Genomic DNA, 25,353 nt, shown 5'->3' with positions numbered 1-25,353 from the left:
GACGGGTGCGCACACGGCTCCTGCCGCTGCTCATCGTCCTGATGGCGGCCGTACTCCTCGCCCTCGGCGTCCCGCTCGCCGTCAGCGTGGCCGCCGCCCAGCAGCAGCGGGTCGTCGTCGACCGGATCGACGACACCGCGCGCTTCGCCGCGCTCGCCCAGTTCGTCACCGAAGGGCCCAGCGGATCCCGGCGTAACGCCCCGGACGAGCGCCAGGAGACGCTCCGCCGGGAACTGGACAGCTACTACGGCGTCTACGGCATCCGCGCGGGCGTCTTCTACCTCAACGGTTCGGCCATGGCCAACGCCCCGGGCGACTGGTTCGTCCCGCGGACGGGGGAGGTCCGGGAGGCGTTCGGCGAGGCGCTGCTGAGCCGCCGCAGCCACGACCCTCGGCAGGTGTGGCCCTGGCAGCGCAGCCGGCTGATCGTCGCCTCGCCGGTGATCCGGGACGGGGACGTCGTGGCGGTCGTGGTCACCGACTCGCCCACCGGGCAGATGCGTTCGCGGATCCTGCGCGGCTGGCTGTTCATCGGGGCCGGCGAGATCGCCGCGATGCTGCTCGCCGTCGGCGCCGCGCTCCGGCTGACCGGCTGGGTGCTCAGGCCGGTACGGATCCTGGACGCCACCACCCACGACATAGCCACCGGGCGCCTGAAGTCCCGCGTCGCGGTCGGCGGCGGGCCGCCGGAACTCAGACGGCTGGCCCGGTCGTTCAACGAGATGGCGGACAACGTCGAGGACGTGCTGGAGCAGCAGCGCGCCTTCGTCGCGGACGCCTCGCACCAGCTGCGCAACCCGCTCTCGGCGCTGCTGCTGCGCATCGAACTGCTCGCCCTCGAACTCCCCGAGGGCAACGAGGAGATCGCCTCGGTCCGCACCGAGGGCAAGCGCCTCACGCAGGTCCTGGACGACCTGCTCGACCTGGCGCTGGCCGAGCACGCCGAGGCCGACCTCAGGCTGACCGACATCGGGGCCCTGGCCGCGGAGCGGGTGGCCGCCTGGTCGCCGGCCGCCGACGCCAAGGGTGTCCGGCTCGCCGGCGACTGCCCGCCCACCACCGCCTGGGCCGACCCGATCACCCTGTCCAGCGCGCTGGACGCGGTGATCGACAACGCCGTGAAGTTCACCCCCGAGGGCGGCACGGTGGACGTCGTCGTCGCCTCCAACGGCGACACCTCGACGGTCGTGGTCACCGACACCGGGCCCGGCCTCACCGACGAGGAACTCGCGCGCGTGGGCGACCGCTTCTGGCGCAGCGGCCGCCACCAGAACGTCAAGGGCTCGGGCCTGGGCCTGTCCATCACCCGCGCCCTGCTCGCGGCGGGCGGCGGCTCCCTCACCTACGCGCACCACGAACCGGGGGGACTGCGGGTGACGGTGGCGGTGCCGAGGCACGCGGAGATCGCTTAAGGGTGTCTTCCGGCCGGCGTCGCCTAAGGGTGCCTTCCGGCCGGCGTGATCCCGAAAGCACCGGTCAGGGCTTGACCGACCGGTAGTAGCGCCGGGCGCCTTCCTGCAGGGGCAGCGGGTCGGTGTAGATCGCGGTGCGCACGTCGACGAGCTGGGCGGAGTGGACGTGGGCGCCGATGCCGTCCCGGCTCTTGATCACCGTGCGGGTCAGCCACTCGGTCAGCCGGGGATCCATGTCCTTGCGGGTCATCAGCAGGTTGGACACCGCGATGGTCGGCACCGCCGACCCTCGCTGAACGGCGGAGTACGCCGACTCGGGGATGCTGGTGGCGCGGTAGTAGCGGGCCACCTCCCCGCCGGCGTGCAGCTTGGTGACGAGGCCGCCGTCGATCGGCACGAACCTGAAGGCGGACTTCGCGGCCAGCTCGACCAGCCCCTTGGTGGGCAGCCCGCCCGACCAGAAGAAGGCGTCGATACTGCCCCGTCGCAGCCGGTCGGGGCCGGTGTCTATGCCGTCCGCCAGCGGCGTGATGTCCTTGCGCGGGTCGATGCCCGCGGCCCGCAGCACCCGGTTCGCGATCAGCCGCACCCCGGAGTCGGGCAGTCCGATGGCCACCCGCTTGTGCCGCAGGTCCGCGACGCTGCGAACCTTCGAGTCGCGCGGCACGACGAGCTGCACATAGTCGTCGTAGAGCCGGGCCACACCGCGCAGCCGGGCCCCGTCACCGGGATGCCGCAGTTCGTACGTCTCGACCGCGTCGGCCGCCGCGATCGTGAAGTCGGCCTCCCCGGACGCCACGCGCTGAACGTTCTCCTGCGAACCGGCGCTGTTCAGCAGCTTCACCTCCAGGCCGGGCATGTCCCTGCCCAGCTCGGTGCGCAGCCGCTCGCCGTACTCCTGGTAGACCCCGCGCGGCGTGCCCGTACTGAAGACGATCGTCCCGCTCGGCGGCTTCTCGCCCAACGGCAGCAGCCACCACAGCAGCAGCCCGAGGGCCACGATGCCGACGGCCGCACTCCGCAGCGCCCGGGGCCTGCTGATACGGGGGAACACCTTGGACATGCGGGCGATCCTGCCAGGCCGCGGGCGGGGTCGGCCAGGGTGGGGCCGTTGCCGGGCCCCGCCGAGCGCGCAGGCGCTGTCGGTGGCGGCCGTTAAAGTCGCCGTATGAGCTCTTCGCCCGCCCGCCTCGTCCGCGAATTCCACACCGCCTTCGGCCTGGACGCCCGCACCACGCCGACGGAGGTGGTGCCCGAACTGGCCGCGCATCGCGGGGAACTGCTCGCCGAGGAGGCGGCCGAAGTCGCCGAGGTGTCGGTCGAGGGACCGCTGGACCGGCTCGCGCACGAGCTGGCGGACGTGGTGTACGTGGCGTACGGCACCGCTCTGGTCCACGGGATCGATCTGGACGAGGTGATCGCCGAGATCCACCGCGCCAACATGAGCAAGCTGGGGCCCGAAGGCGAGGTCGCCCGCCGTGCCGACGGCAAGGTCCTCAAGGGCGAGCACTACCGGGCACCGGACGTGTCGGCGGTCCTGCGCCGCCAGGGCTGGATACCTGGCGGCGCCTGAGGCCCACGAGGGGCGGCGGGGCCGTCCGCCGGCTGCCGCCCCCGGTGTGTGGCCCGTCGTACGTCTGCGACGGCCGTGGGTCGCCCTCAACGCTCCCTGCGGTGCGGCCGCCCGACGCCTACGAGGGCAGTGAGCCGCCCGCCAGCTTCCACTCGCGGTGCAGGGACCCCAGCGGAACGCTCCGCTGCAGTACCGGCGTCCCGAAAACGGAGAGCTGGAGCCGCAGGGTGCCCGACAGGTCGACGCCGCCGTACACACCCCAGGCGCCCTCGGTCTTCGTCCCGGGGGCGTCGGAGGAGACGGTCACCGTCCCGGAGGCCTCACCGCGGACGTACGGTGCCAGGTCGGCGGTGACGCCGATGGTGCCGTAGAGGCCGACGGACGCTTCGGCGCCGAGGGCCGTCTTCACGTTCCCGGCGGTGGTCAGGGAGGCCCGTACGGGTGTGCTCGTCATGTCCGCGGAGCTGACTGGCGTCCACCCCTTGGTGGGGCCGAAGGTACCGCCCGCCTTGAAGTCGCCCTTTAGGCTCTGCTCGACGTCGACGGTGACGTGTCCGTCGCCGCTGATCTGTACGTAGCAGGTCAGGTCGAGGTTGACGACGACGGGGACCGGGCCGACCTGCAGGACGGGGTCGGCGTGCAGCTTGGCGAACGGAATCCGCAGCGGCGTGCCGGTGGCCGCGGCGGCCCGGCCCTTCACGGCCCACCCGGAGGCCCAGTCGCCGGACACACCCAAGTAGGCCGAGCCGGGCGCCGCGTCGGTCCCGGTGCCGCCGTAGGTGAAGTCGACCTGGGGGGCCACCTGCACGAACCCGGACACCGAGGCGGTGGCCGAGGCCGGGGCACCCTGCGACGTCGGCACCTGGGCGCCGACGTCGAGCCGGAGGCTGCCGAGGGGCACGGTCGCGCCCTTCGGCCCGACGTGCACGTCACCCGCCTTGGACCAGGAGACCTTCACGTCGGGCAGCAGCTTTTCGACGGTGAAGGCGGACGGGTCGACCGGCACGGTGCCCTTCGCCGTGTCGTCGCCCAGCAGCGCGTTGAGCGTCGCCGGTTCGGTCTGCACCTGAGTGCCCCGGTCGGTCTCGCCGAGCACCTCGGTGACCCGGGCGAGCAGCCCGTGCGGGGCCCCGGGCGCCGGGGCGCTGGCGATGACGTCCCCCACGGCGGCCTGGTGCGGCGCCGCCGACGTGGTGGGGGAAGGGGTCCCCGGGTTCCGCGAAGGCCCGCTGTTCGACGGTGACTCGGAGATGACGGCGCGTCGGGTCCGGCTGTCGTACGAGCTGACGGCGAGGGTGGTCCGGTGGGCCCGCCGGCCCGAACCGGCCGGTCCGGTCGTGGCGGTCGCGGTCGCGGTGGCGGCGGGGGCCGCGGCGACGGTGAGCGAGTGGTCCGTGCCGCCGGTGGGCGCGTCGGTGGCCCGGACGTCCTGGCCGTGGCCTACGGCCGGCTGGTCGGCGTGCGGCGCGTTCGAGGAGCAGCCGGCGGCGAGGAGGAGGGCGGTCACGGCGAAGGCGGGCAGGAGGGCACGCCTGTGCCTCGTGCGTCTGCGCAAGGTCGGTCCTGTGGGAAGTGGGGGGTGGTGAGAAGGAAGCACCGACGGTCGGGCTACCAATGGGTAGAACCGGCCGGTAACTCGGTGGTGGGTCATGAGCATGCCATGGCCCGGGGCGCGGGTCTCTCACAATCCGGCCACATCCCAACGTGACCTGGCTTACGGCGATTTCGGGCCGCGCGATGGCTGGATCACGGCCCGCCGCGACCTGTGCCCTTGGGGGGAGACGGTCGGCGGTGAGCTGTGCCCGTCGGAAGGGAGACGGCCGGCCGCGACTTGTGCCCGTCGGGCGGAAGGCGGCGGGGCCTGAGCCTCGGGTTGGGCGGAAGGCGGCCGGGCGTGAGCCTCGGGTTGGGCGGAAGACGGCAGGCCATGAGCTTCCCGTCGGGCGGGAGAGGCCGGCCGCGACCCGTGCCCGCCGGAAGGGGCGGCCCGCCGGCCATGACCCGTTCTCGGCGGAAGGGAGAGGTCAGTGCGCCGCGCCGCCGTGGCCCGCGAGTCCCGTGCCGCCGAGGCGGGTCGGCAGAGCGGACAGCAGCCCTGTCTCGCCGTCGTCCCACACGGGACCGCTGAAGATCTCGGCGGCGGTCTCCTCGGCCGTTGCCCATACCTCCTTCAGCCGCCGCCGACCGGTCCCGGCCAGCGACGCGTAGGCCCTGGCTGTGCGGGCTGCACGGGGTGAGCCTGGCCGACTCCCCGATTCTGTTGCGCCTCGGGTAGGCGCCCGGCGGTCGAATGCGCCGCGTCGACCTGGCCGAGGCGCTCGGGTTCCCGGCACGAGCGTGGGGTCTGTCTCCTACAGGGGGTTGGCGCGCAGCCAGTCCAGGACCTGCCCGGCGTGCTCGTTCGGTGGGAAGACCGGATGGAAGACGTGCTCGATCACGCCGTCACGGACGATCAGCGTGAGCCGCTTGAACAGCCGCATCCCCCCGGCCTCGAACGTGGGCAGTCCCAGCGCGTCGGCCAGGCCGAGGACCGGGTCGGAGAGCATGTCGAACGGCAGCCCGAGCCGCTCCACGACCTCGCTCTGGTAGTCGGTGTCCTGGCTGGACAACCCGAACACCCGGCCGGCGCCGGCTTCCAGCAGCTCCTGGAAGTGGTCACGGAAGCCGCACGCCTCGGCGGTGCAGCCGCGGGCCCCGGGGATGGAGCTCCAGCCCTCCGGCAGATCGGTGCCGGGGCGTCCGGTGAGGGGGTAGACGTAGATCACGGTGCGACGGGGTCCGAGCGCGTCCAGCCGGACGGCCCTGCCCGCCGTGTCGAACAGGGCGATCCCCGGTGCCTTCGTGCCGGGCAGGTGGTCCGCGGCGCCGTCGGCCTCGGGGGCCGGCAGGTCCGCGGGCAGCGTCAGGTAGTCCTCGCCCCGTGACCTGCCCTCCCCGGGCGGTGCGACGCCGCTGCCCCGGTGGGCGGCGGCGTTGAGGTGGGCGATCAGTGTCGCGCGGCGGGCGGTCAGTGCTTCGATGCGCTCGGTGAGCTGGTCGATGGCCTCCCGGTAGCTCGCCAGCGAGGCCGGGCAGTCGTCGGCGTGTGCACGTCCGGTCGCCAGGCACTCGAGGAAGGGCCGGGTGCGCTCGACGGGGATCCCCAGCTGCTGGAGGGTCCTGATCTCCCGCACGAGTCGTACGTCGTCCCCGGTGTAGTCGCGGTAGCCGTTGGCGAGACGCTCGGGAGTGATCAACCCCAGCGACTCGTAGTACCGCACTGCCTTGGTCGTCACGCCGGCCTGGCGCGCGAGCTCACTGATCTTCATGTCGTTCACCTCACCGGCACGCTAAACCCCGCCCCCAGGGGCAAGGTCAAGCGCGTGCTCCGCGCCGGTGAGCAGGTGTACAACTGGATGAGGGTGGCGTTGTCCGTCGCGCGCCGATGACGTGACGTCGAGGAACGTGCCGAGCACGCGCGGGGAGCCATCGTCGTCCGGGCGACGACCTTCGACCCGGCAGCGGATCCGCAAGGGGCCGTCGCCGAAGTGCCGTTACGCGTGGACCGCAGTCGACCGGCCGCCGCGGCTGTCGACTGGCCCGCGTGACGTCGGCCGTTGTCCTCGAGCGTCGGCCGGCCTGCGCGAGCGTCGACCGGCCCGCGCGATCGTCGACCGGCCGGCCTCCGGAGGTGTGCCCGATGCGGGAAGGCGGTGGCGTTCGATGCGGTACGTGGCGGTGAGCGCGCTGAGCCATCCCGGGCTGCTCCGTGAGCGGAACGAGGACAGCCTCGTCATCGGACCGTGGACCCTGTGCGCCACGGTGACCGAGAATCCGCAGACCCTGGTCTTCCCGCTCGGGGCGCCGCTCGTCGTGGCCGTCGCCGACGGGCTCGGCGGGCATCCCGGCGGCGACGTGGCCAGTGCACTCGTCGTCCGGCGTATCGCGGCGATCGGTCCCGCTCTGGCCGACGAGGCCGCCGTCCACGACGCGCTGAACGCCTGCAATCGCGCCGTGTACCAGGCCGCGGGCGACGACCGGGGGAGCGAGCTCGCCGCCATGGGCACGACGGTGGCCGGCGCCGTCGTACAGCCCGGCTCCGTGCTGGTGTTCAACGTGGGCGACAGCCGGGTCTTCGCCGCTCCTCGTATCGGCCTGCGCCAGGTGAGCCTCGACGACAGCCCCCCGCCCGAGCCCGGGCGACGCACCACGTCCGTCGTCACCCAGTGTCTAGGCGGTACCCGCGCCTACCGTGCCATCCACGCCCATGTGACCGCCGTGTCCCTGTCGCCCGGCGACCGCTACCTCATCTGCACCGACGGCCTGACCGACCCGCTGCCGACGGACGTGCTCGACGACGTGATGCGGACGCACGACGACGGCCGGGCGGCCTTCGAACTGTGGAAGGCGGCCATCGCGGCGGGCGGCCCGGACAACATCACGCTGGCGGTCGTACGCGTCGCGGACGAGTAGACGTGGAGGGCGAGACAGACGTCGGAAGGAACGGGAAGCCGTGTTGTCCTCGTCCTCACCCTTGTTGCCTTGTCCTTGTCCTTGTTCAGGGGGATCCCACATCGTCCGGCGGGAAGCCGTGTCGTCCCCGCAGCCGCACGAAGCAGGCCGCGGTCAGCACCCGCGACCGCTCCAGCCCCGAGGCGGTGCGCTCGAAGCACACCACCTGCTCGCGCCCGCCGGGCCCGATCGGCTGCACCAGGCGGCCGCCCGGCCGCACCTGCGCCACCAGCGGCGCCGGCACCTCCGGGAACGCGGCCGACACGAGGACCGCGTCGTACGGAGCGCGGTCGGGAACGCCCCCGCTGCCGTCGCCGACCCGCAGCTCCACGTTCCGTACGCCCTGCCGCGCGAGACGCGCGCGGGCCTGCCGGGCGATGTCCGGTCGCATCTCGATGCTGACCACGTCGGCGGCCAGCCGGGCGAGCAGCGCGGTCTGGAAGCCCAGACCGGTGCCGACCTCGAGAACGTGCTCGCTCCCGTCCAGACCGAGGCTCTCGATCATCAGGGCGGACAACGACGGCTGCGTGGTGACCTGTCCCTGCCCGATCGCCACGGGCACGTCCCGGTAGGCGGCGGCCGACTGGGCAGCCGGGACGAATGCCGCGCGGGGCGTCGTCCGCACGGCATCGAGCAGACGCCGGTCCCTGATCCCTGCGGCCTTCATGGCCCGCACGAGATCCTCGGGCGCCTGGGGCACAGAACTCACAGAACGCACGGTCGCTCACCCCACCACCAGCCTAGGCGGCCGGGCACCACGCACCGAGTCGGGCGTGGCCTGCCCGGGCCGCCCTGACCGACCGCAGCTCGCCCTGTACGGCGCTCCCGAACGCGAGCGCGGACCCGATCTCGATCTCGACAAGTGCCGGGTCCGGGGTTCGCCGCTGCCCTGGACTTCGCGGCAGGGGCTCACCCCGGGACCGCCTACCCTTGACACATGAGCAGCAGCAGCGACCGGAGCCCCGCAGTGGACGTTCAGAGCACTATGACGTACGAGATCCGAACCTACGGGTGCCAGATGAACGTCCACGACTCCGAGCGATTGTCCGGGCTGCTCGAGGAGGCCGGCTACGTGCGGGCCCCCGAAGGGTCGGACGGGGACGCGGACGTCGTCGTCTTCAACACGTGCGCCGTGCGGGAGAACGCCGACAACCGGCTCTACGGCAACCTCGGGCGGCTCGCGCCGAAGAAGGCGAGCCGGCCCGGGATGCAGATCGCCGTCGGCGGGTGCCTGGCGCAGAAGGACCGGGACACCATCGTGAAGAAGGCGCCCTGGGTGGACGTCGTCTTCGGCACGCACAACATCGGCAAGCTGCCCGTCCTGCTGGAGCGCGCCCGCATCCAGGAGGAGGCGCAGGTCGAGATCGCCGAGTCGCTCGAGGCGTTCCCCTCGACGCTGCCGACACGGCGCGAGAGCGCCTACGCGGCCTGGGTGTCGATCTCCGTCGGCTGCAACAACACCTGCACCTTCTGCATCGTCCCGGCCCTGCGCGGCAAGGAGAAGGACCGCCGCCCCGGCGACATCCTCGCCGAGGTCGAGGCGCTGGTCGCCGAGGGCGTCTCCGAGATCACGCTGCTCGGCCAGAACGTCAACGCCTACGGCTCGGACATCGGTGACCGCGAGGCGTTCAGCAAGCTGCTGCGCGCCTGCGGGACCATCGAGGGCCTGGAGCGCGTCCGCTTCACATCCCCGCACCCCCGTGACTTCACGGACGACGTCATCGCCGCCATGGCGGAGACTCCGAACGTGATGCCGCAGCTGCACATGCCGCTCCAGTCGGGTTCGGACACCGTCCTGAAGGCGATGCGCCGCTCCTACCGGCAGGACCGTTACCTCGGGATCATCGAGAAGGTACGGGCGGCCATCCCGCACGCCGCGATCACCACCGACATCATCGTGGGCTTCCCCGGCGAGACGGAGGAGGACTTCGAGCAGACGCTGCACGTGGTGCGCGAGGCGCGGTTCGCGCAGGCGTTCACCTTCCAGTACTCCAAGCGGCCCGGCACCCCGGCCGCGACCATGGAGAACCAGATCCCCAAGGCGGTCGTCCAGGCGCGTTACGAGCGGCTCGTCGCCCTCCAGGAGGAGATCTCCTGGGAGGAGAACAAGAAGCAGGTCGGCCGCACCCTGGAGCTGATGGTCGCCGAGGGCGAGGGCCGCAAGGACGGCGCCACCCACCGCCTCTCCGGCCGCGCCGCCGACAACCGCCTGGTCCACTTCACCAAGCCGGAGCAGGAGGTCCGCCCCGGTGACGTCGTCACCGTCGAGGTGACGTACGCCGCCCCGCACCACCTCCTCGCCGAAGGCCCCGTCCTCGACGTGCGTCGCACGCGCGCGGGCGATGCGTGGGAGAAGCGCAACGCCGCCGAGGCCGCCAAGCCGGCGGGTGTGATGCTCGGCCTGCCGAAGATCGGCATCCCGGCGCCGCTCCCCGCCGCGACGAGCGGCTGCGGCTGCGACTGAGACGACCACCGGGGGCTGCGGCTCGGACCAAACTCCCTCGGTGCTCGGTGCTCGGTGCTCGGTGCTCGGTGCTCGGTGCTCGGTGCTCGGTGCTGGTGGGCGTCGGGTGACGCGCCGTCCTCGTGCGGCGTTACCCTGCCGATCATGCTTGTCGCCGCCGCCGTCTGCCCCTGCCCGCCGCTGCTCGTGCCCGAGGTCGCCGCGGGCGCCGCACCCGAGATGCACGCCGCGCGCGCGGCGTGCACCGACGCGCTCGGCGTGCTCGCCGCCGCCCGCCCCGACGTCCTCGTGGTCGTCGGGCCCGCCGAGCGCAGCGGGCGGGGATGGCATCCGCAGGGCACCCCGGGGACCTTCCGCGGTTTCGGCGTCGAGGTGGACGTACGGCTAGGCCCCGCCCCCGACACCGCCTCCGAGCGCGAGCTGCCGCCGTCGCTGGCCGTCGGCGCCTGGCTGCTGGAGCGCACCGGCTGGGTGGATGCCCCGATCGAGGGACTCGGCGTCGGAGAACCCCTCGAGCCCGAGCGGTGCATCGAGGCCGGCAGGGAGATCGGCGCCCGGGCCGGACGGGTGGCGCTGCTGGTGATGGGAGACGCCAGCGCCTGCCGCACGCTCAAGGCACCGGGCTACCTCGACGAGCGGGCGGCGCCCTTCGACGCCGAGGTCGCGCGTGCGCTGGGGGCGGCGGACGTGGCCGCCGTGAAGGCGCTGGACGTCGAACTGGCGCAGGAGTTGAAAGCCTCCGGGCGCGCGCCCTGGCAGGTCCTCGCCGGCGCGGCCGAGAACGCGGGCCTGAGCGGCTCACTCCTGTACGACGACGCGCCTTACGGCGTGGGATACCTGGTCGCCACCTGGTCGTAGCCGGCCTCGGTTCCGCGCCGGACGTGAAACGGCGGACGGCCGGGAGGCGCAGTGCTCCACGGCCGTCCGGCGATCCGCGTGCCGTTCAGGAGGTCGGCGGCGGGCCCTCGGGCCGAGCGGGCGGAGTGGCGTCGCCGGTGTGCGGAGCCTCCATGTGCGCAAGGCGGTCCATCGCGTGCTTCGCCTTGCCCGTGCCCGCGTGGATTTTGTCGCTGTACTTGTGCTTGGTGCGCTCGTCCACGGCCTTCGCGGCCTTCTCGATGCCGTGCTGGACCTTGTCCTCGTGCCGGCGCGCGAAGTCCGACATCTTGTCCTTGGCCGGCGCGAGCTTGGCCTTCACGTTGTCCAAAAGACGCATGGTCCACCTTCCCTCACGGGGACAGTCACGTGCGGGCGCCCTCACCGGCCTCGCTGTCGGCTGCCTCGTCAGCGGACTGCTGCTTGGGGATCTCGGCGCCCTCGGGCGCTCCGGCCTCGGCGGCCTCGGGCTCCGCCGCCACGGCCTCGCGCCCTTCCTCGGCCGACCCCTTCGCCTCCGCTGCCTGAGCCGTTTCCTCCGTCGGGGTCTCTCCCGGCTCGGTGCCGACCTGTGCCTCGGCGGCCGACGCCTTCGGTGTCGTCTTCGACCTGCCGAGGATCCGTGCAAAAACGCCCATATCCACTCCATACATTACTCGTGCGGGCGAAATCCCGCGTCACACGGTGCGTCCGTTTGCGCCACCCGGGTCACGGCCTCGGGAAAGATCGACTGGGCGGCACGTCGGTGCAACGACCCGGGACGCGTGCCGTCACGTAACTCGTTCGAGGCGTGGCCGTGAGGTTTGCGAGACTGGTGCGGTGAGCAGCGCACCCCCCGCCCCCCGCGTCATCGCCGTCGTCGGCCCCACAGCGGCCGGAAAGTCCGATCTCGGCGTCTACCTGGCCCAGCGACTCGGTGGGGAGGTCGTCAACGCCGACTCCATGCAGCTCTACCGAGGGATGGACATCGGCACCGCCAAGCTGACGCCCGAGGAACGCGGCGGCATCGCGCACCACCTGCTGGACCTCTGGGACGTGACGGTCACCGCCTCCGTCGCCGAGTACCAGAAACTGGCCCGCGCCCGGATCGACGCACTGCTCGCCGAGGGCCGCTGGCCGATCCTGGTCGGTGGCTCCGGCCTGTACGTCCGCGGAGCCGTCGACAACCTGGAGTTCCCCGGCACCGACCCCGAGGTCAGGGCCCGCCTGGAGGAGGAGCTGGCGCTGCGCGGCTCCGGTGCGCTGCACGCGCGACTGGCCGCCGCCGACCCCGATGCCGCCCGCGCGATCCTGCCCAGCAACGGTCGCCGTATCGTCCGCGCCCTGGAAGTGATCGAGATCACCGGACAGCCCTTCACCGCCAACCTCCCCGGCCACGACTCCGTCTACGACACCGTCCAGATCGGCGTCGACGTCGCCCGCCCCGAGCTCGACGAGCGCATCGCGCGCCGCGTCGACCTGATGTGGGAGGCGGGGCTCGTGGACGAGGTGCGGGCCCTGGAGGGGCGGGGACTGCGCGAGGGCCGCACGGCATCGCGCGCGCTGGGCTACCAGCAGGTGCTCGCGGCGCTCGCCGGGGAGTGCACCGAAGCGGAAGCGCGGGCCGAGACCGTGCGCGCCACCAAGCGCTTCGCGCGCCGCCAGGACTCATGGTTCAGGCGCGATCCCCGGGTGCACTGGCTGAGTGGGGCCGCTGCGGACCGCGCGGAACTTCCGCGGCTGGCTCTGACGTTGATCGAACGACCGGTCACAGCCTGATCACGTCATGGCATCGGGATGCGCCGCCGGTCAACGCTGCCTCTGACTCCGTGCCATCATCGAGCTTCGATCGACCAAGTGGAGTCCTAGTTGGGAGGGCGCGTGGCGATGGAAGCCGGCCCTCGCGACACCGCACAAAGTGCCGAGCATGTCACCACCGGGAGTGGCGAACCGGTACACAGCGAGGACCCTCTGACCGACCTGACCGACCTGGCCGACGACGGGCCCGACGAGACCCCCGGCGGTGTGACCGCCGACGGCCCGGCGCCCGAGGAGATGTACGTGGGCGGTCCGGAGGTCGAGGTCGAGCTGCGCCCCCAGCGGCGGCTGCGCATCTGGCAGCTCGCGCCCATCGTGGCCCTGGCCGCGGGCGGCTCCCTGATGTTCGCCTTCCCGCTCGCCTTCGACTTCGGCGACAGCGGCGCGGTCATCGCCATGCTGGGCCTGCTGATCTGCTCCTGTGCGGCGGGCTGGGGCATGATGGCGGCCCGCCGTGTGGGCTACACCTGGCCGGGCCTGCCCCCGCGCGGCTCCGGACGCCGACCCGACTGGCGGGTCGTACTCGCCTACGTGCTGCTGGTGGCCCTCGTGGTCGTGCTCGCCGTGTGGCGGGTGGCGCGGCTGCGCTAGCTAGGCCCTGCTCCCGCCGGCCCGGCTGCGCTGGGCCCTGCTTCCGTCGACCCGGCTGCGCTGGGCCCTGCTCCCGCCCCCACGGCGCTGTCGTGGCGACCCCGTACGATCGAGGAATGAGCACGCGGATCGCCTTCCTCAAGGGTCACGGCACCGAGAACGACTTCGTGATCGTCCCGGACCCCGAGAACACCCTCGACCTGACCCCGGCCGCCGTCGCAGTCCTGTGCGACCGCCGCGCCGGCATCGGTGGCGACGGGGTGCTGCACGTCGTGCGGTCCGCCGCGCATCCGGAGGCCCGGGAGATGGCCACCGAGGCGGAGTGGTTCATGGACTACCGCAACGGCGACGGCTCGATCGCGGAGATGTGCGGCAACGGAGTGCGTGTGTTCGCGCGCTACCTCCAGCACGCCGGGCATGTGGGCGAAGGTGACCTCGCGATCGCCACGCGCGCGGGCGTGAAGACGGTCCACATCGCCAAGGACGGGGACATCACCGTCGGCATGGGCAGCGCCCGGCTCCCCGAAGGGGACGTCACGGTGAGCGTCGGCGAGCGCAGCTGGCCCGCGCGGAACGTGAACATGGGCAACCCGCACGCCGTCGCCTTCGTCGAGGACCTCGCGCACGCCGGCAACCTGTTCACCCCGCCGCCGTTGAGCCCGGCCGCCGCCTACCCCGACGGGGTCAACGTGGAGTTCGTGGTCGACCGCGGCCCCCGCCACGTCGCGATGCGTGTGCACGAGCGCGGCTCCGGCGAGACCCGCTCCTGCGGCACGGGCGCGTGCGCGGTCGCCGTGGCCGCCGCCCGGCGTGACGGCGCCGACCCGGCCGTCACCGGCACGCCGGCGACGTACACCGTGGACCTGCCCGGCGGGCGCCTGGTCATCACCGAGCGGCCCGACGGCGAGATCGAGATGACCGGCCCCGCCGTGATCGTCGCCGAGGGCGAGATCCACGCCGAGTGGCTGGAAAACGTGCTCCGCTGACCTGGCGAAACATGGGGCGGGACGGCTCCGGGCGCCCGTGCCGGTGATTTCCGGAGGCCGGGGTCGTTCGAAACCGCGGGCGAGTACAGGGCAGGTGGCGCAAACCCTAAACCTCCTCTGCGTCGCTCGAATGGGTGATCCGTTTCACGCTCGGCGAGAGGCGGTCAGTCGCACGTGGTGGGCTCGGTAGCATCAAGCACCGGCACGGACGGGGGAACGTCGCCAAACCCTGAGCCGCGTATGCCCTGGGGCCCCGTCCGCCGGTCCACGAGCCGGAGGTGCCCATGAGTGCGGAGGCCACGAACCCTGCGACCCCTGGCCCGGTAGCGCCCACAGCGCCCGCAGCGGTCCGCAAGAAGTCCCGGGCCCGGATCGACCTGCGCCGCCTCGGCCGGGCCGCGCTGCTCGGCCCCGCGGCCCGCGGCAAGCTGCCCGACGCCATCAGCCATGTCGTCGAGGCGCACCGCGCCCACCACCCCGACGCCGACCTCGAACCCCTGCACCGCGCCTACGTCCTGGCCGAGTCCTCGCACCGCGGCCAGATGCGCAAGAGCGGCGAGCCGTACATCACGCACCCGCTGGCCGTGACCCTGATCCTCGCGGAACTCGGCGCGGAGACCACCACCTTGACGGCCTCTCTGCTCCACGACACCGTCGAGGACACCGACGTGACGCTGGACCAGGTGCGGGAACAGTTCGGTGAGGAAGTGCGTTATCTGGTCGACGGCGTCACCAAGCTGGAGAAGGTCGACTACGGGGCGGCCGCCGAGCCCGAGACCTTCCGCAAGATGCTCGTCGCCACGGGCAGCGACGTGCGCGTGATGTCGATCAAACTCGCCGACCGCCTGCACAACATGCGCACCCTCGGGGTGATGCGCCCCGAGAAACAGGCGCGGATCGCCAAGGTCACCCGGGACGTCCTCATCCCGCTCGCCGAACGCCTCGGCGTGCAGGCCCTCAAGACCGAACTGGAGGACCTCGTCTTCGCCATCCTCCACCCGGAGGAGTACAAACACACCCGGGAACTGATCGCCCGGAACGCCGCCCGCGCCGACGACCCCCTCGCGGAGATCGCCGAGGAGGTCCGCGGGGTGCTGCGCGAGGCCGACATCCAGGCCGAAGTCCTCATCCGGCCCCGCCACTTCGTCTCCGTCCACCGCGTGTCACGCAAGCGGGGGGAGCTGCGCGGCGCCGACTTCGGCCGCCTGCTCGTGCTCGTGGGCGAGGACGCGGACTGCTACGGCGTCCTCGGCGAACTGCACACCTGTATGACGCCGGTCGTCTCGGAGTTCAAGGACTTCATCGCCGTACCCAAGTTCAACCTCTACCAGTCCCTGCACACCGCCGTGGCCCGCGCGGACGGCCAGGTCGCCGAGGTCCTCATCCGCACCCACCAGATGCACAAGGTCGCCGAGGCCGGAGTCATCGCCCTCGGCAACCCGTACGCCCCGGGGTCCGACGACCCCGCCGACGGCGAGCGCGCCGACCCCACCCGTCCCGGCTGGCTCTCCCGCCTCCTCGACTGGCAGCAGGCCGCGCCCGATCCCGACACCTTCTGGTCCACCCTGCGCGAGGACCTCGCGCAGGACCGCGAGATCACCGTCTTCCGGCCCGACGGCGGCACCCTGGGCCTGCCCGAGGGCGCCAGCTGTGTGGACGCCGCCTACGCGCAGTACGGCGAGGACGCCCACGCCTGCATCGGCGCCCGCGTCAACGGCCGCCTGGCGACCCTCAGCACGGTGTTGCGGGACGGCGACACGGTCCAGCTCCTCATGGGCCAGGACCCTGCCTCCGAGCCCTCCCGCGAGTGGCTGGAGCACGCCCACACCCCGGCCGCCCGCATCGCCATCCAGCGGTGGCTGGCGACGCACCCGGGCGGGGGCGGGGAGACCGGGGCCGACGGGACACCCCGGAGCACCGCGGGCGCGGAGAGCGGCGCGGCCGGGGCGAGTGGCGCGGCCGTCCGGTCCGCCGGGCCCGAGGGCGCCCCCATCGCCCGTCCCCGCGGCGCCGACGTCCAGGTGGACCGGCCCGGGGCCGCCGTACGCCTCGCCGGGTGCTGTACGCCCGTACCGCCCGACGAGATCACGGGCTTCGCCGTGCGCGGGGGAGTGATCACCGTGCACCGTGCGCAGTGTGCCGCGGTGGCGCACATGAAGAGCCGGGGGCGCGCGGAGATCGGTGTGCGCTGGGGGGACACCACCGAGTGCCGGGTCACGCTGGTCGCTGAATCGTTCGGCCGCCCGCATCTGCTCGCCGACCTCACGGAGGCGATCGCCCTGGAGGGCGCCGAGATCGTCTCCGCGACCGTGGAACCGCCCAGCCAGCAGCGGGTCCGCCACACGTACACCCTCCAGCTCCCCGACGCGACGCACCTCCCGGCCCTCATGCGGGCGATGCGCGACGTGCCCGGGGTGTACGACGTGAGCAGAGCCCAGCACCAGGCGCCGACCTCCTGAAGCGGGGCCGAGCATCCTGAAGCGCGGCCATTCCCGAAGAGGAGCCGCGCTTCCTGAAGACGGCGTCCCCGGGCCAACCCGTTCGGGTGGGCCGGGCGCGCGTCGCCGCCTTGGCGCACGCGCGCGCTGGTAGCGGTGATGCATGCCGCTCACCCTCCGCCCGCGCCCGCACCACCGGCCCCTTGGCCGCCGGAAGGCGGCTCTGCTCGCCTCCGCCGTCTCCGTCTGCCTCCTCGCCGCCGCCGCGCCCGCCGACCCGCTGGGCGTCGGCGACCGTCTCTACCCGTACCTCGGCAACCCGGGATACGACGTGGCGGCGTACGACCTCTCCTTCACGTACTCCGGCGCCAACGACAAGCCGTTGCAGGCCGTCACCACCATCGACGCCTGGACCACCACCGACCTGGAGCGCGTCAACCTCGACTTCGCGCACGGCAAGGTCGAGTCCGTCGAGGTGGACGGCCGGCCCGCCGGCTTCACCAGCGCGGGCGAGGACCTGGTCGTCACGCCGGACAGCCGCCTGCGCAAGGGGAGCTGGATGCGGATCACCGTGAAGCACACCAGCGACCCCGTCGCCGCCAAGGACCAGGACGGCGGCTGGGTGCGCACCTCCGACGGCCTCGCCATGGCCAACCAGGCCGACGCCGCCCACCTGGTCTTCCCGTGCAACGACCACCCGTCCGACAAGGCGAGGTTCACCATCCGGATCACCGCCCCGAACGGCTACACGGCCGTCGCCAACGGGGTGCCCGTGGGAGCGGACCGGGTCCGCGGCTCGACCACCTGGACCTATCGCACCCAGCACCCCATGGCCACCGAACTCGCCCAGGTGTCCATCGGCCGCTCCGCCGTCCTGCACCGCCAGGGACCGCACGGACTGCCGGTCCGGGACGTCGTGCCCAGCGCCGACCGCAAGGCCCTCGAACCCTGGCTGGCGAAGACGCCCGACCAGATCGCCTGGATGGAGAGCAAGGTCGGTCCGTTCCCGTTCGAAACGTACGGCGTGCTCATGGCCCAGGCGTCGACCGGGTTCGAACTGGAGACGCAGACCCTCTCCCTCTTCGAGAAGGACCTGTTCACCGAGCCCGCCTATCCCGCGTGGTACCTCGATTCGATCATGGTGCACGAGCTGTCCCACCAGTGGTTCGGCGACAGTGTCAGCCCCCGCACCTGGTCCGACGTCTGGCTGAACGAGGGACACGCCACCTGGTACGAGGCCCTCTACACGGAGGAGAAGGCGCACCGGCCGATGGAGGACCGCATGAAGGCCGCCTACGGCGCCTCCGACCGCTGGCGTGCCGAAGGCGGCCCGCCCGCCCTTCCGAAGCCGCCCCAACCGGGCCAGAAGATCGGCATCTTCCGTCCCAACATCTACGACGGCGCGGCACTGGTGCTCTACGCCTTGCGCCAGGAGATCGGCCGGCAGGCCTTCGAGCGCCTGGAGAAGATGTGGGTCAGGGAGTACCGGGACTCCACCGCCACCACCGCCGACTTCGTCCGCCTCGCCTCGACCGTCGGCGGCCGCGACCTGAACGGCTTCTTCAAGGACTGGCTGTACGGCGAGAAGACCCCGCCGATGCCCGGCCACCCCGACTGGAAGGCCATGAAACCGACCAGGGTCGCCAAGGGCCAGGCTCCGGAATAAGGCGGTGACGAGACGGGCCGTGCCGTGCGACCATCTTGAGGTCGGCGCGGCACGGGACACGGGAATCTCCCGGGGTACCCGTGCGTTGTACAGAACGAGCGCCGATTCCGTCACCGCCGAATCGGCATTCCCATCGACGTAAGGATCCAATGACCTCCTCTTCTTCCCCTTCCCAGGACACCAAGCGCCTCGCGCACACCTATCCCGAAGCTCTTCGGGCCGATGCCCTGATGGAAGAGGACGTCGCCTGGAGCTCCGAGATCGACGGCGGGCGGGACGGTGACCAGTTCGACCGCTCCGAGCGCGCGGCACTGCGCCGTGTGGCGGGGCTCTCCACCGAGCTGGAGGACGTCACCGAGGTCGAGTACCGGCAGCTCCGCCTGGAGCGGGTCGTGCTCGTCGGAGTGTGGACCACGGGGACCGCGCAGGACGCGGAGAATTCCCTCGCGGAGCTGGCCGCTCTCGCGGAGACCGCGGGCGCACTCGTGCTCGACGGCGTGATCCAGCGCCGCGACAAGCCCGACGCGGCCACCTACATCGGCTCCGGCAAGGCCGCCGAGCTGCGTGACGTCGTGCTCGAGACGGGCGCGGACACCGTCATCTGCGACGGTGAGCTCAGCCCGGGTCAGCTGATCCAGCTCGAGGACGTGGTCAAGGTCAAGGTCATCGACCGTACGGCCCTGATCCTCGACATCTTCGCCCAGCACGCCAAGTCCCGGGAGGGCAAGGCGCAGGTCGCGCTCGCGCAGATGCAGTACATGCTGCCGAGGCTGCGAGGCTGGGGTCAGTCGCTGTCCCGCCAGATGGGTGGCGGTCGCGGTGGTCTTGCCACCCGAGGCCCCGGTGAGACCAAGATCGAGACGGACCGGCGACGGATCCGCGAGAAGATGGCGAAGATGCGCCGGGAGATCGCGGACATGAAGACCGGCCGCGAGATCAAACGCCAGGAACGCCGACGCAACAAGGTGCCGTCCGTCGCCATCGCGGGCTACACCAACGCCGGCAAGTCCTCCCTGCTCAACCGCCTCACCGGCGCCGGTGTCCTGGTCGAGAACGCCCTGTTCGCGACCCTGGACCCGACCGTCCGCCGCGCGGAGACGCCGAGCGGCCGGCTGTACACCCTCACCGACACCGTCGGCTTCGTCCGGCACCTGCCGCACCACCTGGTCGAGGCGTTCCGCTCCACCATGGAGGAGGTCGGAAACTCCGACCTGATCCTGCACGTGGTGGACGGTTCGCACCCGAACCCGGAGGAGCAGCTCGCCGCCGTGCGCGAGGTGATCCGGGACGTCGGCGCCACCGACGTGCCCGAGATCGTCGTGGTCAACAAGGCGGACGCGGCGGACCCGCTGGTCCTCCAGCGGCTGCTGCGGGTCGAGAAGCGCTCCATCGCGGTGTCGGCCCGTACCGGCCAGGGCCTCGAGGAGCTGCTCGCGCTGATCGACAACGACCTGCCCCGGCCCTCGGTCGAGATCGAGGCGCTCGTGCCGTACACGCACGGCAAGCTCGTCGCCCGCGCCCACACCGAGGGCGAGGTGATCTCCGAGGAGCACACCGCGGAGGGCACCCTCCTCAAGGTCCGGGTGCACGAGGAGCTGGCGGCGGACCTGGCGCCGTACACGCCGGCTTCCGCGGCCTGACCACTCAGGACGGCAAGGCCCGCCACCCCTTCCGGGTGGCGGGCCTTCGTCATGCCTCAGCCGGCCGGGTCCCGGCCCGCCGTACGTCCTGCTCATGTTCCGGCAGAGCGCCTCGGCCTCCTCGCCGAGCCGGGGGCCGGGCGAGCCAGGTGTTGGCGGCCGGACCGACGGAGGTGTCCGACACCGGCCCGCTCCCGCCGTTCACCATGCGGAACCAGCCGCCGCCGGATGAGCCGCGGACGGCGGCGAGGCGGGTGAAGCTTCCCGTGAGAGGTCTCGCCGTCGCCCGTGCCCGGGCCGTGCCGGCCGTTACTGTCCGGCGAACTTCTTGCTCACCGACTGGTACACGCCCTTGGCCACATCACCCAGACGGGGACCCGCCAGCCAGCCCGAGGACACCGGGCCGATGGATGTGTTGGACACCAGCGCCGGCTTGCCGTCCGAGCCCGTCTCCACCCAGCCGCCGCCGGAGGAGCCGCCGGTCATCGTGCAGCCGATCCGGTACATCGTCGGGTCCGTCTTCTGGATCGACAGCCGGCCCGGCTTGTCCTGGCACTGGTACAGCAGCTGACCGTCGTAGGGAGCCGCCGCCGGGTAGCCGGACGCCGTGATGCTGCGCACCTTCGGCACGGCCGGGGCGTTGAAGTTCACCGCAAGTGCGCCACCGACCGTCTCCTCGAGCGACTTGCCGGCGTTGCCCTGCTCCGGCGTCACATGGATGACCGCGAAGTCGTACGACGCCCCGTTGCCGCCGGTCTCACCACCTTGGTCGATCCACTGCTGGGAGGTCTTCGCCGCATCGGCCCACCAGACGCCGTACGGCGCGACCTCGTCCCTGGTCGCGTCCTGCAGCTGGGCGGCCGACTCACCCGCGTTGTTGTACGAGGGCACGAAGGCGATGTTGCGGTACCAGCCGCCGCTCTTGCCGGCGTGCACGCAGTGGCCCGCCGTCCAGATGAGGTTGGACTTGCCCGGGTGCGCCGGATCCTCCACGACCGTCGCCGAGCAGACCATCGTGCCCTCGGGGGAGTCGAAGAACACCTTGCCGAACGGGGCCGCGTTGGTGTGGTAAGGGGGCCTGACCGCCTGCGCCTTCACCGGCGCCGGCGTCGGGTCCGTCACCCCCTGGTCACCGGAGATGTCGTTGTCGTCGACACCCTTGTCCGGGTCGTTGGCGTCCCGCATCCGGTTCGGGTCCCACAGACCCTTGATGATCGGGTTGACGAAGTCGTTGGCCTCGCGCAGCCAGTCGTCCCTGTCCCAGTTCTTCCAGGCGCCGTTCTTCCACTTGTCGATGTCGATCCCGTGCTCTTTGAGCCTGTTCCTGATGTCGTCCGGGATTTTGATCTTTCCGTCACCGGTGCCGGTCGCCGTCGCGGTGGCGGTCGGCTTGCCGTCGGCGTTGTCGTCACCGCCGCCGTTGCAGGCGGTGGCGGTCAGCGCCAGCGCCGAAACGAGGGCGACCGTCGCCAACGCGGGGGAGGTTCTGCGGGATGCGCCCCTCCCTCGGCGAACGGTGAACGACGGCCGTATGGATCGCATGGTCTTGACTCCCCCTGCTGGAAAGGAACTCGGCGCTCGGGCCCCGGCACCGGCCGCGAACCCATGGGGAGTTCGCGCCGGCCTCACGGCCCTTTGGGAACGGGACCACACACTATGCGCTCGCTGTGGGGGACTTCCGACGGAAGGGCAACAGTTCCGTCACGGCAAGGATCTTGAGGCAACCCGTAACCCGCAGGCCGGTCCACGGTTGGTAGGGGTGGGGGGCCTGCTGCCTGTGCCCGGTCCCCGTGGATCAACTCGCCTCTGGACAGCGGGGAGGACAGCGAGCCGTGGCCTTGACCGAGTCGGTGGCTGGAGGTGCGTACGGGGGAGCGCGTGTGGTGCACGAGGGGATCCTGCGGCGCCAGTCGGCGCGCGAATCCGCGGCGCGCACCTACGCACGGGCCCTGCCCATCGTGCCCGTGCGGGCACGGGGGCTCACCATCGAGGGCGCCGACGGCCGCCGCTATCTGGACTGCCTCTCCGGCGCCGGCACCCTCGCCCTCGGTCACAACCACCCGGTCGTGCTGGAGGCCATCCGCCGCGTCCTCGACTCCGGCGCCCCGCTCTCCGTCCTCGACCTGGCGACCCCCGTCAAGGACGCCTTCGTCACCGAGCTGTTCCGCACCCTGCCGCCGGGGCTCGCCGACCGCGCCCGCGTCCAGTTCTGCGGACCGGCCGGCACCGACGCGGTCGAGGCCGCCTTCAAACTGGTCCGGGCTGCGACCGGGCGTACCGGCATGCTCGCCTTCACCGGCGCCTACCACGGCATGACGGCCGCCGCCCTGGCCGCCTCCGGCGGCGCCGGTGACGTACGGGTTGCCCGCCTGCCGTATCCGCAGGACTACCGCTGTCCCTTCGGCGTGGGCGGCCCGCTCGGCGCCGAACTCGCCGCCCGCTGGACCGAGTCCCTCCTCGACGACCCCAAGTCCGGCGTACCGACGCCCGCCGGGATGATCGTCGAACCCGTCCAGGGCGAGGGAGGAGTGATCCCGGCGCCGGACGACTGGCTGCGCCGCATGCGGCAGATCACGGCCGACCGGTCCATCCCGCTGATCGCCGACGAGATCCAGACCGGCGTCGGCCGGACCGGCGCCTTCTGGGGCGTCGGGCACAGCGGCGTCACGCCCGACGTCATGGTCCTGTCCAAGGCCATCGGCGGCAGCCTCCCGCTGGCCGTGATCGTCTACCGCGACGACCTCGACGTCTGGCAGCCCGGCGCCCACGCGGGCACCTTCCGCGGCAACCAGCTCGCCATGGCCGCCGGCACGGCCACCCTGGCCCACGTCCGCGAGAACGGCCTCGCCGAGCGAGCCGCCGCCCTCGGCTCCCGGATGCTGTCCCAACTGCGGCAACTGCAGGCGGCGTTCCCCTGCGTGGGTGACGTCCGGGGACGCGGTCTGATGATCGGGGTCGAACTGGTGGACCCGGAGGGCGAGGGGACCGGGCCGGGCGAAGGCCCCGCCGGCGGGTCCGGCGTCGCGACGAACGGACCGGAAGCCGCTCGCCCCCCTCGCCCCGCCGACCCCGAACTGGCCGCGGCCGTCCAACGGGAGTGCCTCGATCGCGGCCTCATCGTGGAACTCGGCGGTCGCCACGCCGGCGTCGTGCGGCTCCTTCCTCCGCTGACCATCAGCGACGAGCAGGCGGCAGCCGTACTGCACCGCCTCTCCGACGCGGTGGCAGCGGCGGCGTGCGCTCAGCAGGACCGCAGCCGCGGCCGGCGACATCCGGACGGCCCTGCCCGACGCACCGGCTAGCAGCCGCACACAGGCTGCTCCGCCGCCGAAGCCGGAGCGCACACCCCGACGCGCACCGTGTCCACCGGGACGGTCGAGCCGCCCCCTCGACGAGGACATAGGACCGAGCGGACGAGACCCCACGCGAACAACCCCGCAAGACCCCAGCCCAGCCCCGAGGAGCCGTCTTGAACGCCACCCCCACACCCGACGGCCGTTCCGGAGGCCCCGACGAACAGGGAGACTCCGGCACCCAGCCCTCTCCCGTGCCGCTCGCCGAGTCGGTTCCCCAGCAGAAGAGACGGACCCCGGACACCACGCTGCCCGAAGTTTCCGGCGCCGACCCGCTGGACGATGCCGACCCCCACACCGCCGCCCAGGCGGCCGCCGTGGAGAACCTCCTCCGTTGCTGGGTACGGGAGACGAACCTCGCGGCCCCCACCACCAGCACCCTCCGCATCCAGCTGCCCAGCAGCGGCACGGCACTGATCACACCGGTCCACCACTGGTCCCCGACCGGGTGGCACCGCTTCGGACCCCCCATGCTCGCCGGCGCACCCGAAGCGGCCCCGCCCGTCGACGCGGTCACCCTCGCGGCCCTGCTGGCCAGAGAGACGCCCGGCGGCGCGGACAGCACCGGCAGCGCCCCGAAGCCCGCCCACGGCGGCGCCGACCTCGTCGCCAGGGTGGCCGACTCCGTGCGCCGCACGGCGGCCTTCATCCGCGACCGGCGCGCACACCCGGCCGACGGCCCCGACCTCTTCCTCGGCGCCGAGCAGGCCCTCCTCCTCGGCCACCCCCTGCACCCGACCCCGAAGAGCCGGGAAGGCCTGACCGAGGCCGAGGCCCGGATGTACTCACCCGAGTTGCGCGGCTCCTTCCCCCTGCACTGGATGGCTGTCGCCCCCTCCCTGCTCGCGACCGACTCGGCCTGGACCGAGCGCGGCCGCCCCGTCCCCGCTGACCAGCTCACCTGGCGACTCGCCGGAACCGTCCTGCCCCTGCCCGACGGATACGCCGCCCTCCCCCTGCACCCCTGGCAGGCGCGCGAGGTCCGGCACCGCGAGGCGATCACGGCCCTGCTCGACTCCGGAGCGCTCCGCGACCTGGGCCCCCTCGGCTCGCCCTGGCATCCGACCTCCTCCGTACGCACCGTTCACCGGCCCGGCGTCCCCGCGATGCTCAAGCTGTCGCTGGGCCTGCGCATCACCAACTCCCGACGCGAGAACCTGCGCAAGGAACTCCATCGCGGAGTCGAGGTGCACCGGCTGCTGCGCAGCGGCCTGTTCAAGCAGTGGCAGGCCGTACACCCCGGCTTCGACATCGTCCGTGACCCGGCCTGGCTCGCCGTCGACGACCCGGACGGCCGGCCCGTGCCCGGTCTCGACGTCGTGATCAGGCACAACCCGTTCGCCCCGGCCGACGACGTCAGCTGCGTCGCCGGTCTCGTCTCGCCCCGGCCCCTCGCCGAACCCGGCACCCACGCCTCACCGACCCAGGGCGCGCGGCCCCACCGGTCCCGCCTGGCGCAGCTCGTCGCGCAGCTTGCCGCACACACCGGCCGGTCCGTCGGAGCCGTCGCCGCGGAGTGGTTCCTGCGCTACCTCGAGCAGGTCGTCCGTCCCGTGCTGTGGCTGGACGGCGAGGCCGGAATCGCCCTCGAGGCCCACCAGCAGAACACCCTGCTCCTGCTCGACCGCGACGGCTGGCCCCTCGGCGGCCGCTACCGCGACAACCAGGGCTACTACTTCCGCGAGTCCCGGCGGCCCGAACTCGACGCGCGACTGCCCGGCATCGGCGAGCACAGCGACACGTTCGTCTCCGACGAGGTGACCGACGAACGCTTCGCCTACTACCTCGCCATCAACAACGTGCTCGGCCTGATCGGCGCGTTCGGCTCCCAGCGTCTCGCCGACGAGCGACTGCTCCTCGCGGCGTTCCGCCGCTTCCTCACCGACGTCGCCTCGGGCCCCGCCCCACTGCGCACCTCGCTGCCCGGACTCCTGCTCGACTCACCCGTCCTGCGCTGCAAGGCCAATCTGCTGACCCGGCTGCACGGCCTCGACGAACTCGTCGGCCCGGTCGACACCCAGTCCGTCTACGTCACCATCGCCAACCCCCTTCACTCCTGAACACAC

20 protein-coding genes are annotated in these 25,353 nt (G+C 72.3%); 13 read left to right on the top strand and 7 right to left on the bottom strand.

What is annotated here, in order from left to right; genetic code table 11:
- Positions 1-5 precede the first annotated feature (5 nt).
- Complete coding sequence (locus ACFZDC_RS08530; RefSeq protein WP_391321482.1) at positions 6-1,412, top strand: ATP-binding protein; 1,407 nt, start codon at positions 6-8, stop codon at positions 1,410-1,412.
- A gap of 64 nt (positions 1,413-1,476) precedes the next feature.
- Here ACFZDC_RS08530 and ACFZDC_RS08525 read toward each other — a convergent pair whose 3' ends face one another.
- Complete coding sequence (locus tag ACFZDC_RS08525; RefSeq protein ID WP_391321480.1) at positions 1,477-2,475, bottom strand: TAXI family TRAP transporter solute-binding subunit; 999 nt, start codon at positions 2,473-2,475, stop codon at positions 1,477-1,479.
- 105 nt (positions 2,476-2,580) lie between these two features.
- Here ACFZDC_RS08525 and ACFZDC_RS08520 point away from each other — a divergent pair, with 105 nt between their 5' ends.
- On the top strand, positions 2,581-2,985 hold the full coding sequence (locus ACFZDC_RS08520) for a MazG nucleotide pyrophosphohydrolase domain-containing protein (RefSeq protein ID WP_391321478.1): 405 nt from the start codon (positions 2,581-2,583) through the stop codon (positions 2,983-2,985).
- Positions 2,986-3,103: 118 nt separating this feature from the next.
- Here ACFZDC_RS08520 and ACFZDC_RS08515 read toward each other — a convergent pair whose 3' ends face one another.
- Both ACFZDC_RS08515 and ACFZDC_RS08510 read right to left on the bottom strand, forming a co-directional pair.
- A complete protein-coding gene (locus ACFZDC_RS08515; protein WP_391321476.1) occupies positions 3,104-4,540 on the bottom strand; it encodes a hypothetical protein in 1,437 nt (478 codons plus the stop codon).
- Positions 4,541-5,336: 796 nt separating this feature from the next.
- A complete protein-coding gene (locus ACFZDC_RS08510; protein ID WP_391321474.1) occupies positions 5,337-6,293 on the bottom strand; it encodes a MerR family transcriptional regulator in 957 nt (318 codons plus the stop codon).
- Positions 6,294-6,687: 394 nt separating this feature from the next.
- On the opposite strand from ACFZDC_RS08510, the gene ACFZDC_RS08505 reads away from it, so the two are divergent.
- On the top strand, positions 6,688-7,437 hold the full coding sequence (locus ACFZDC_RS08505) for a protein phosphatase 2C domain-containing protein (RefSeq protein WP_391321472.1): 750 nt from the start codon (positions 6,688-6,690) through the stop codon (positions 7,435-7,437).
- An 85-nt stretch (positions 7,438-7,522) separates the two neighbouring features.
- Here ACFZDC_RS08505 and ACFZDC_RS08500 read toward each other — a convergent pair whose 3' ends face one another.
- A complete protein-coding gene (locus tag ACFZDC_RS08500) occupies positions 7,523-8,185 on the bottom strand; it encodes a protein-L-isoaspartate(D-aspartate) O-methyltransferase (RefSeq protein ID WP_391321470.1) in 663 nt (220 codons plus the stop codon).
- A gap of 228 nt (positions 8,186-8,413) precedes the next feature.
- Here ACFZDC_RS08500 and miaB point away from each other — a divergent pair, with 228 nt between their 5' ends.
- Together miaB and ACFZDC_RS08490 are read left to right on the top strand one after the other, a co-directional pair.
- Positions 8,414-9,940, top strand: coding sequence for a tRNA (N6-isopentenyl adenosine(37)-C2)-methylthiotransferase MiaB (gene miaB / locus ACFZDC_RS08495; protein WP_391321468.1), 1,527 nt, complete (start codon positions 8,414-8,416; stop codon positions 9,938-9,940).
- A 144-nt stretch (positions 9,941-10,084) separates the two neighbouring features.
- Complete coding sequence (locus tag ACFZDC_RS08490) at positions 10,085-10,798, top strand: class III extradiol dioxygenase subunit B-like domain-containing protein (RefSeq protein ID WP_391321467.1); 714 nt, start codon at positions 10,085-10,087, stop codon at positions 10,796-10,798.
- Between the two features lie 85 nt (positions 10,799-10,883).
- On the opposite strand, the gene ACFZDC_RS08485 is transcribed toward ACFZDC_RS08490, so the two are convergent.
- Entirely contained in the window at positions 10,884-11,156 is a 273-nt protein-coding gene (locus ACFZDC_RS08485) for an Rv0909 family putative TA system antitoxin (RefSeq protein ID WP_391321464.1), read from the bottom strand.
- 25 nt (positions 11,157-11,181) lie between these two features.
- Complete coding sequence (locus ACFZDC_RS08480) at positions 11,182-11,454, bottom strand: hypothetical protein (RefSeq protein WP_391321462.1); 273 nt, start codon at positions 11,452-11,454, stop codon at positions 11,182-11,184.
- Between the two features lie 181 nt (positions 11,455-11,635).
- Here ACFZDC_RS08480 and miaA point away from each other — a divergent pair, with 181 nt between their 5' ends.
- The 6 genes from miaA to hflX all read left to right on the top strand — a co-directional run bounded on the left by miaA (position 11,636) and on the right by hflX (position 19,934).
- Positions 11,636-12,574: a tRNA (adenosine(37)-N6)-dimethylallyltransferase MiaA gene (gene miaA, locus ACFZDC_RS08475; protein WP_391321460.1), complete on the top strand. Its 939-nt coding sequence runs from the start codon at positions 11,636-11,638 to the stop codon at positions 12,572-12,574.
- A 108-nt stretch (positions 12,575-12,682) separates the two neighbouring features.
- Positions 12,683-13,204, top strand: a complete 522-nt coding sequence (locus ACFZDC_RS08470; protein ID WP_391321573.1) for a hypothetical protein — start codon at positions 12,683-12,685, stop codon at positions 13,202-13,204.
- A gap of 116 nt (positions 13,205-13,320) precedes the next feature.
- Positions 13,321-14,190 (top strand): diaminopimelate epimerase, encoded by an 870-nt coding sequence (dapF, locus tag ACFZDC_RS08465; protein WP_391321458.1) that lies wholly within the window; start codon positions 13,321-13,323, stop codon positions 14,188-14,190.
- 284 nt (positions 14,191-14,474) lie between these two features.
- Positions 14,475-16,649 carry an HD domain-containing protein gene (locus tag ACFZDC_RS08460; protein WP_391321456.1) on the top strand — a complete coding sequence of 725 codons (2,175 nt, stop codon included), beginning with the start codon at positions 14,475-14,477 and terminating at the stop codon, positions 16,647-16,649.
- A gap of 142 nt (positions 16,650-16,791) precedes the next feature.
- The gene (locus ACFZDC_RS08455; RefSeq protein ID WP_391321453.1) at positions 16,792-18,294 is read left to right on the top strand and encodes a M1 family aminopeptidase; all 1,503 of its coding nucleotides are present in this window, start codon (positions 16,792-16,794) and stop codon (positions 18,292-18,294) included.
- A 149-nt stretch (positions 18,295-18,443) separates the two neighbouring features.
- Positions 18,444-19,934 (top strand): GTPase HflX, encoded by a 1,491-nt coding sequence (gene hflX / locus ACFZDC_RS08450; RefSeq protein ID WP_391321451.1) that lies wholly within the window; start codon positions 18,444-18,446, stop codon positions 19,932-19,934.
- A gap of 309 nt (positions 19,935-20,243) precedes the next feature.
- Here hflX and ACFZDC_RS08445 read toward each other — a convergent pair whose 3' ends face one another.
- Positions 20,244-21,476, bottom strand: coding sequence for a trypsin-like serine peptidase (locus ACFZDC_RS08445; RefSeq protein WP_391321449.1), 1,233 nt, complete (start codon positions 21,474-21,476; stop codon positions 20,244-20,246).
- Between the two features lie 290 nt (positions 21,477-21,766).
- Here ACFZDC_RS08445 and ACFZDC_RS08440 point away from each other — a divergent pair, with 290 nt between their 5' ends.
- The gene (locus ACFZDC_RS08440; RefSeq protein ID WP_391321447.1) at positions 21,767-23,236 is read left to right on the top strand and encodes a diaminobutyrate--2-oxoglutarate transaminase family protein; all 1,470 of its coding nucleotides are present in this window, start codon (positions 21,767-21,769) and stop codon (positions 23,234-23,236) included.
- Between the two features lie 167 nt (positions 23,237-23,403).
- Positions 23,404-25,347, top strand: coding sequence for an IucA/IucC family protein (locus ACFZDC_RS08435; protein WP_391321445.1), 1,944 nt, complete (start codon positions 23,404-23,406; stop codon positions 25,345-25,347).
- Positions 25,348-25,353: the final 6 nt, after the last annotated feature.

Origin of the sequence: Streptomyces sp. NPDC007905 (assembly GCF_042959345.1) — a bacterium.
Classification (GTDB): Bacteria; Actinomycetota; Actinomycetes; order Streptomycetales; family Streptomycetaceae; genus Streptomyces.
The sequence above is the reverse complement of the archived record's forward strand: the minus strand, read 5'-3'. Positions and strand labels throughout refer to the sequence as shown.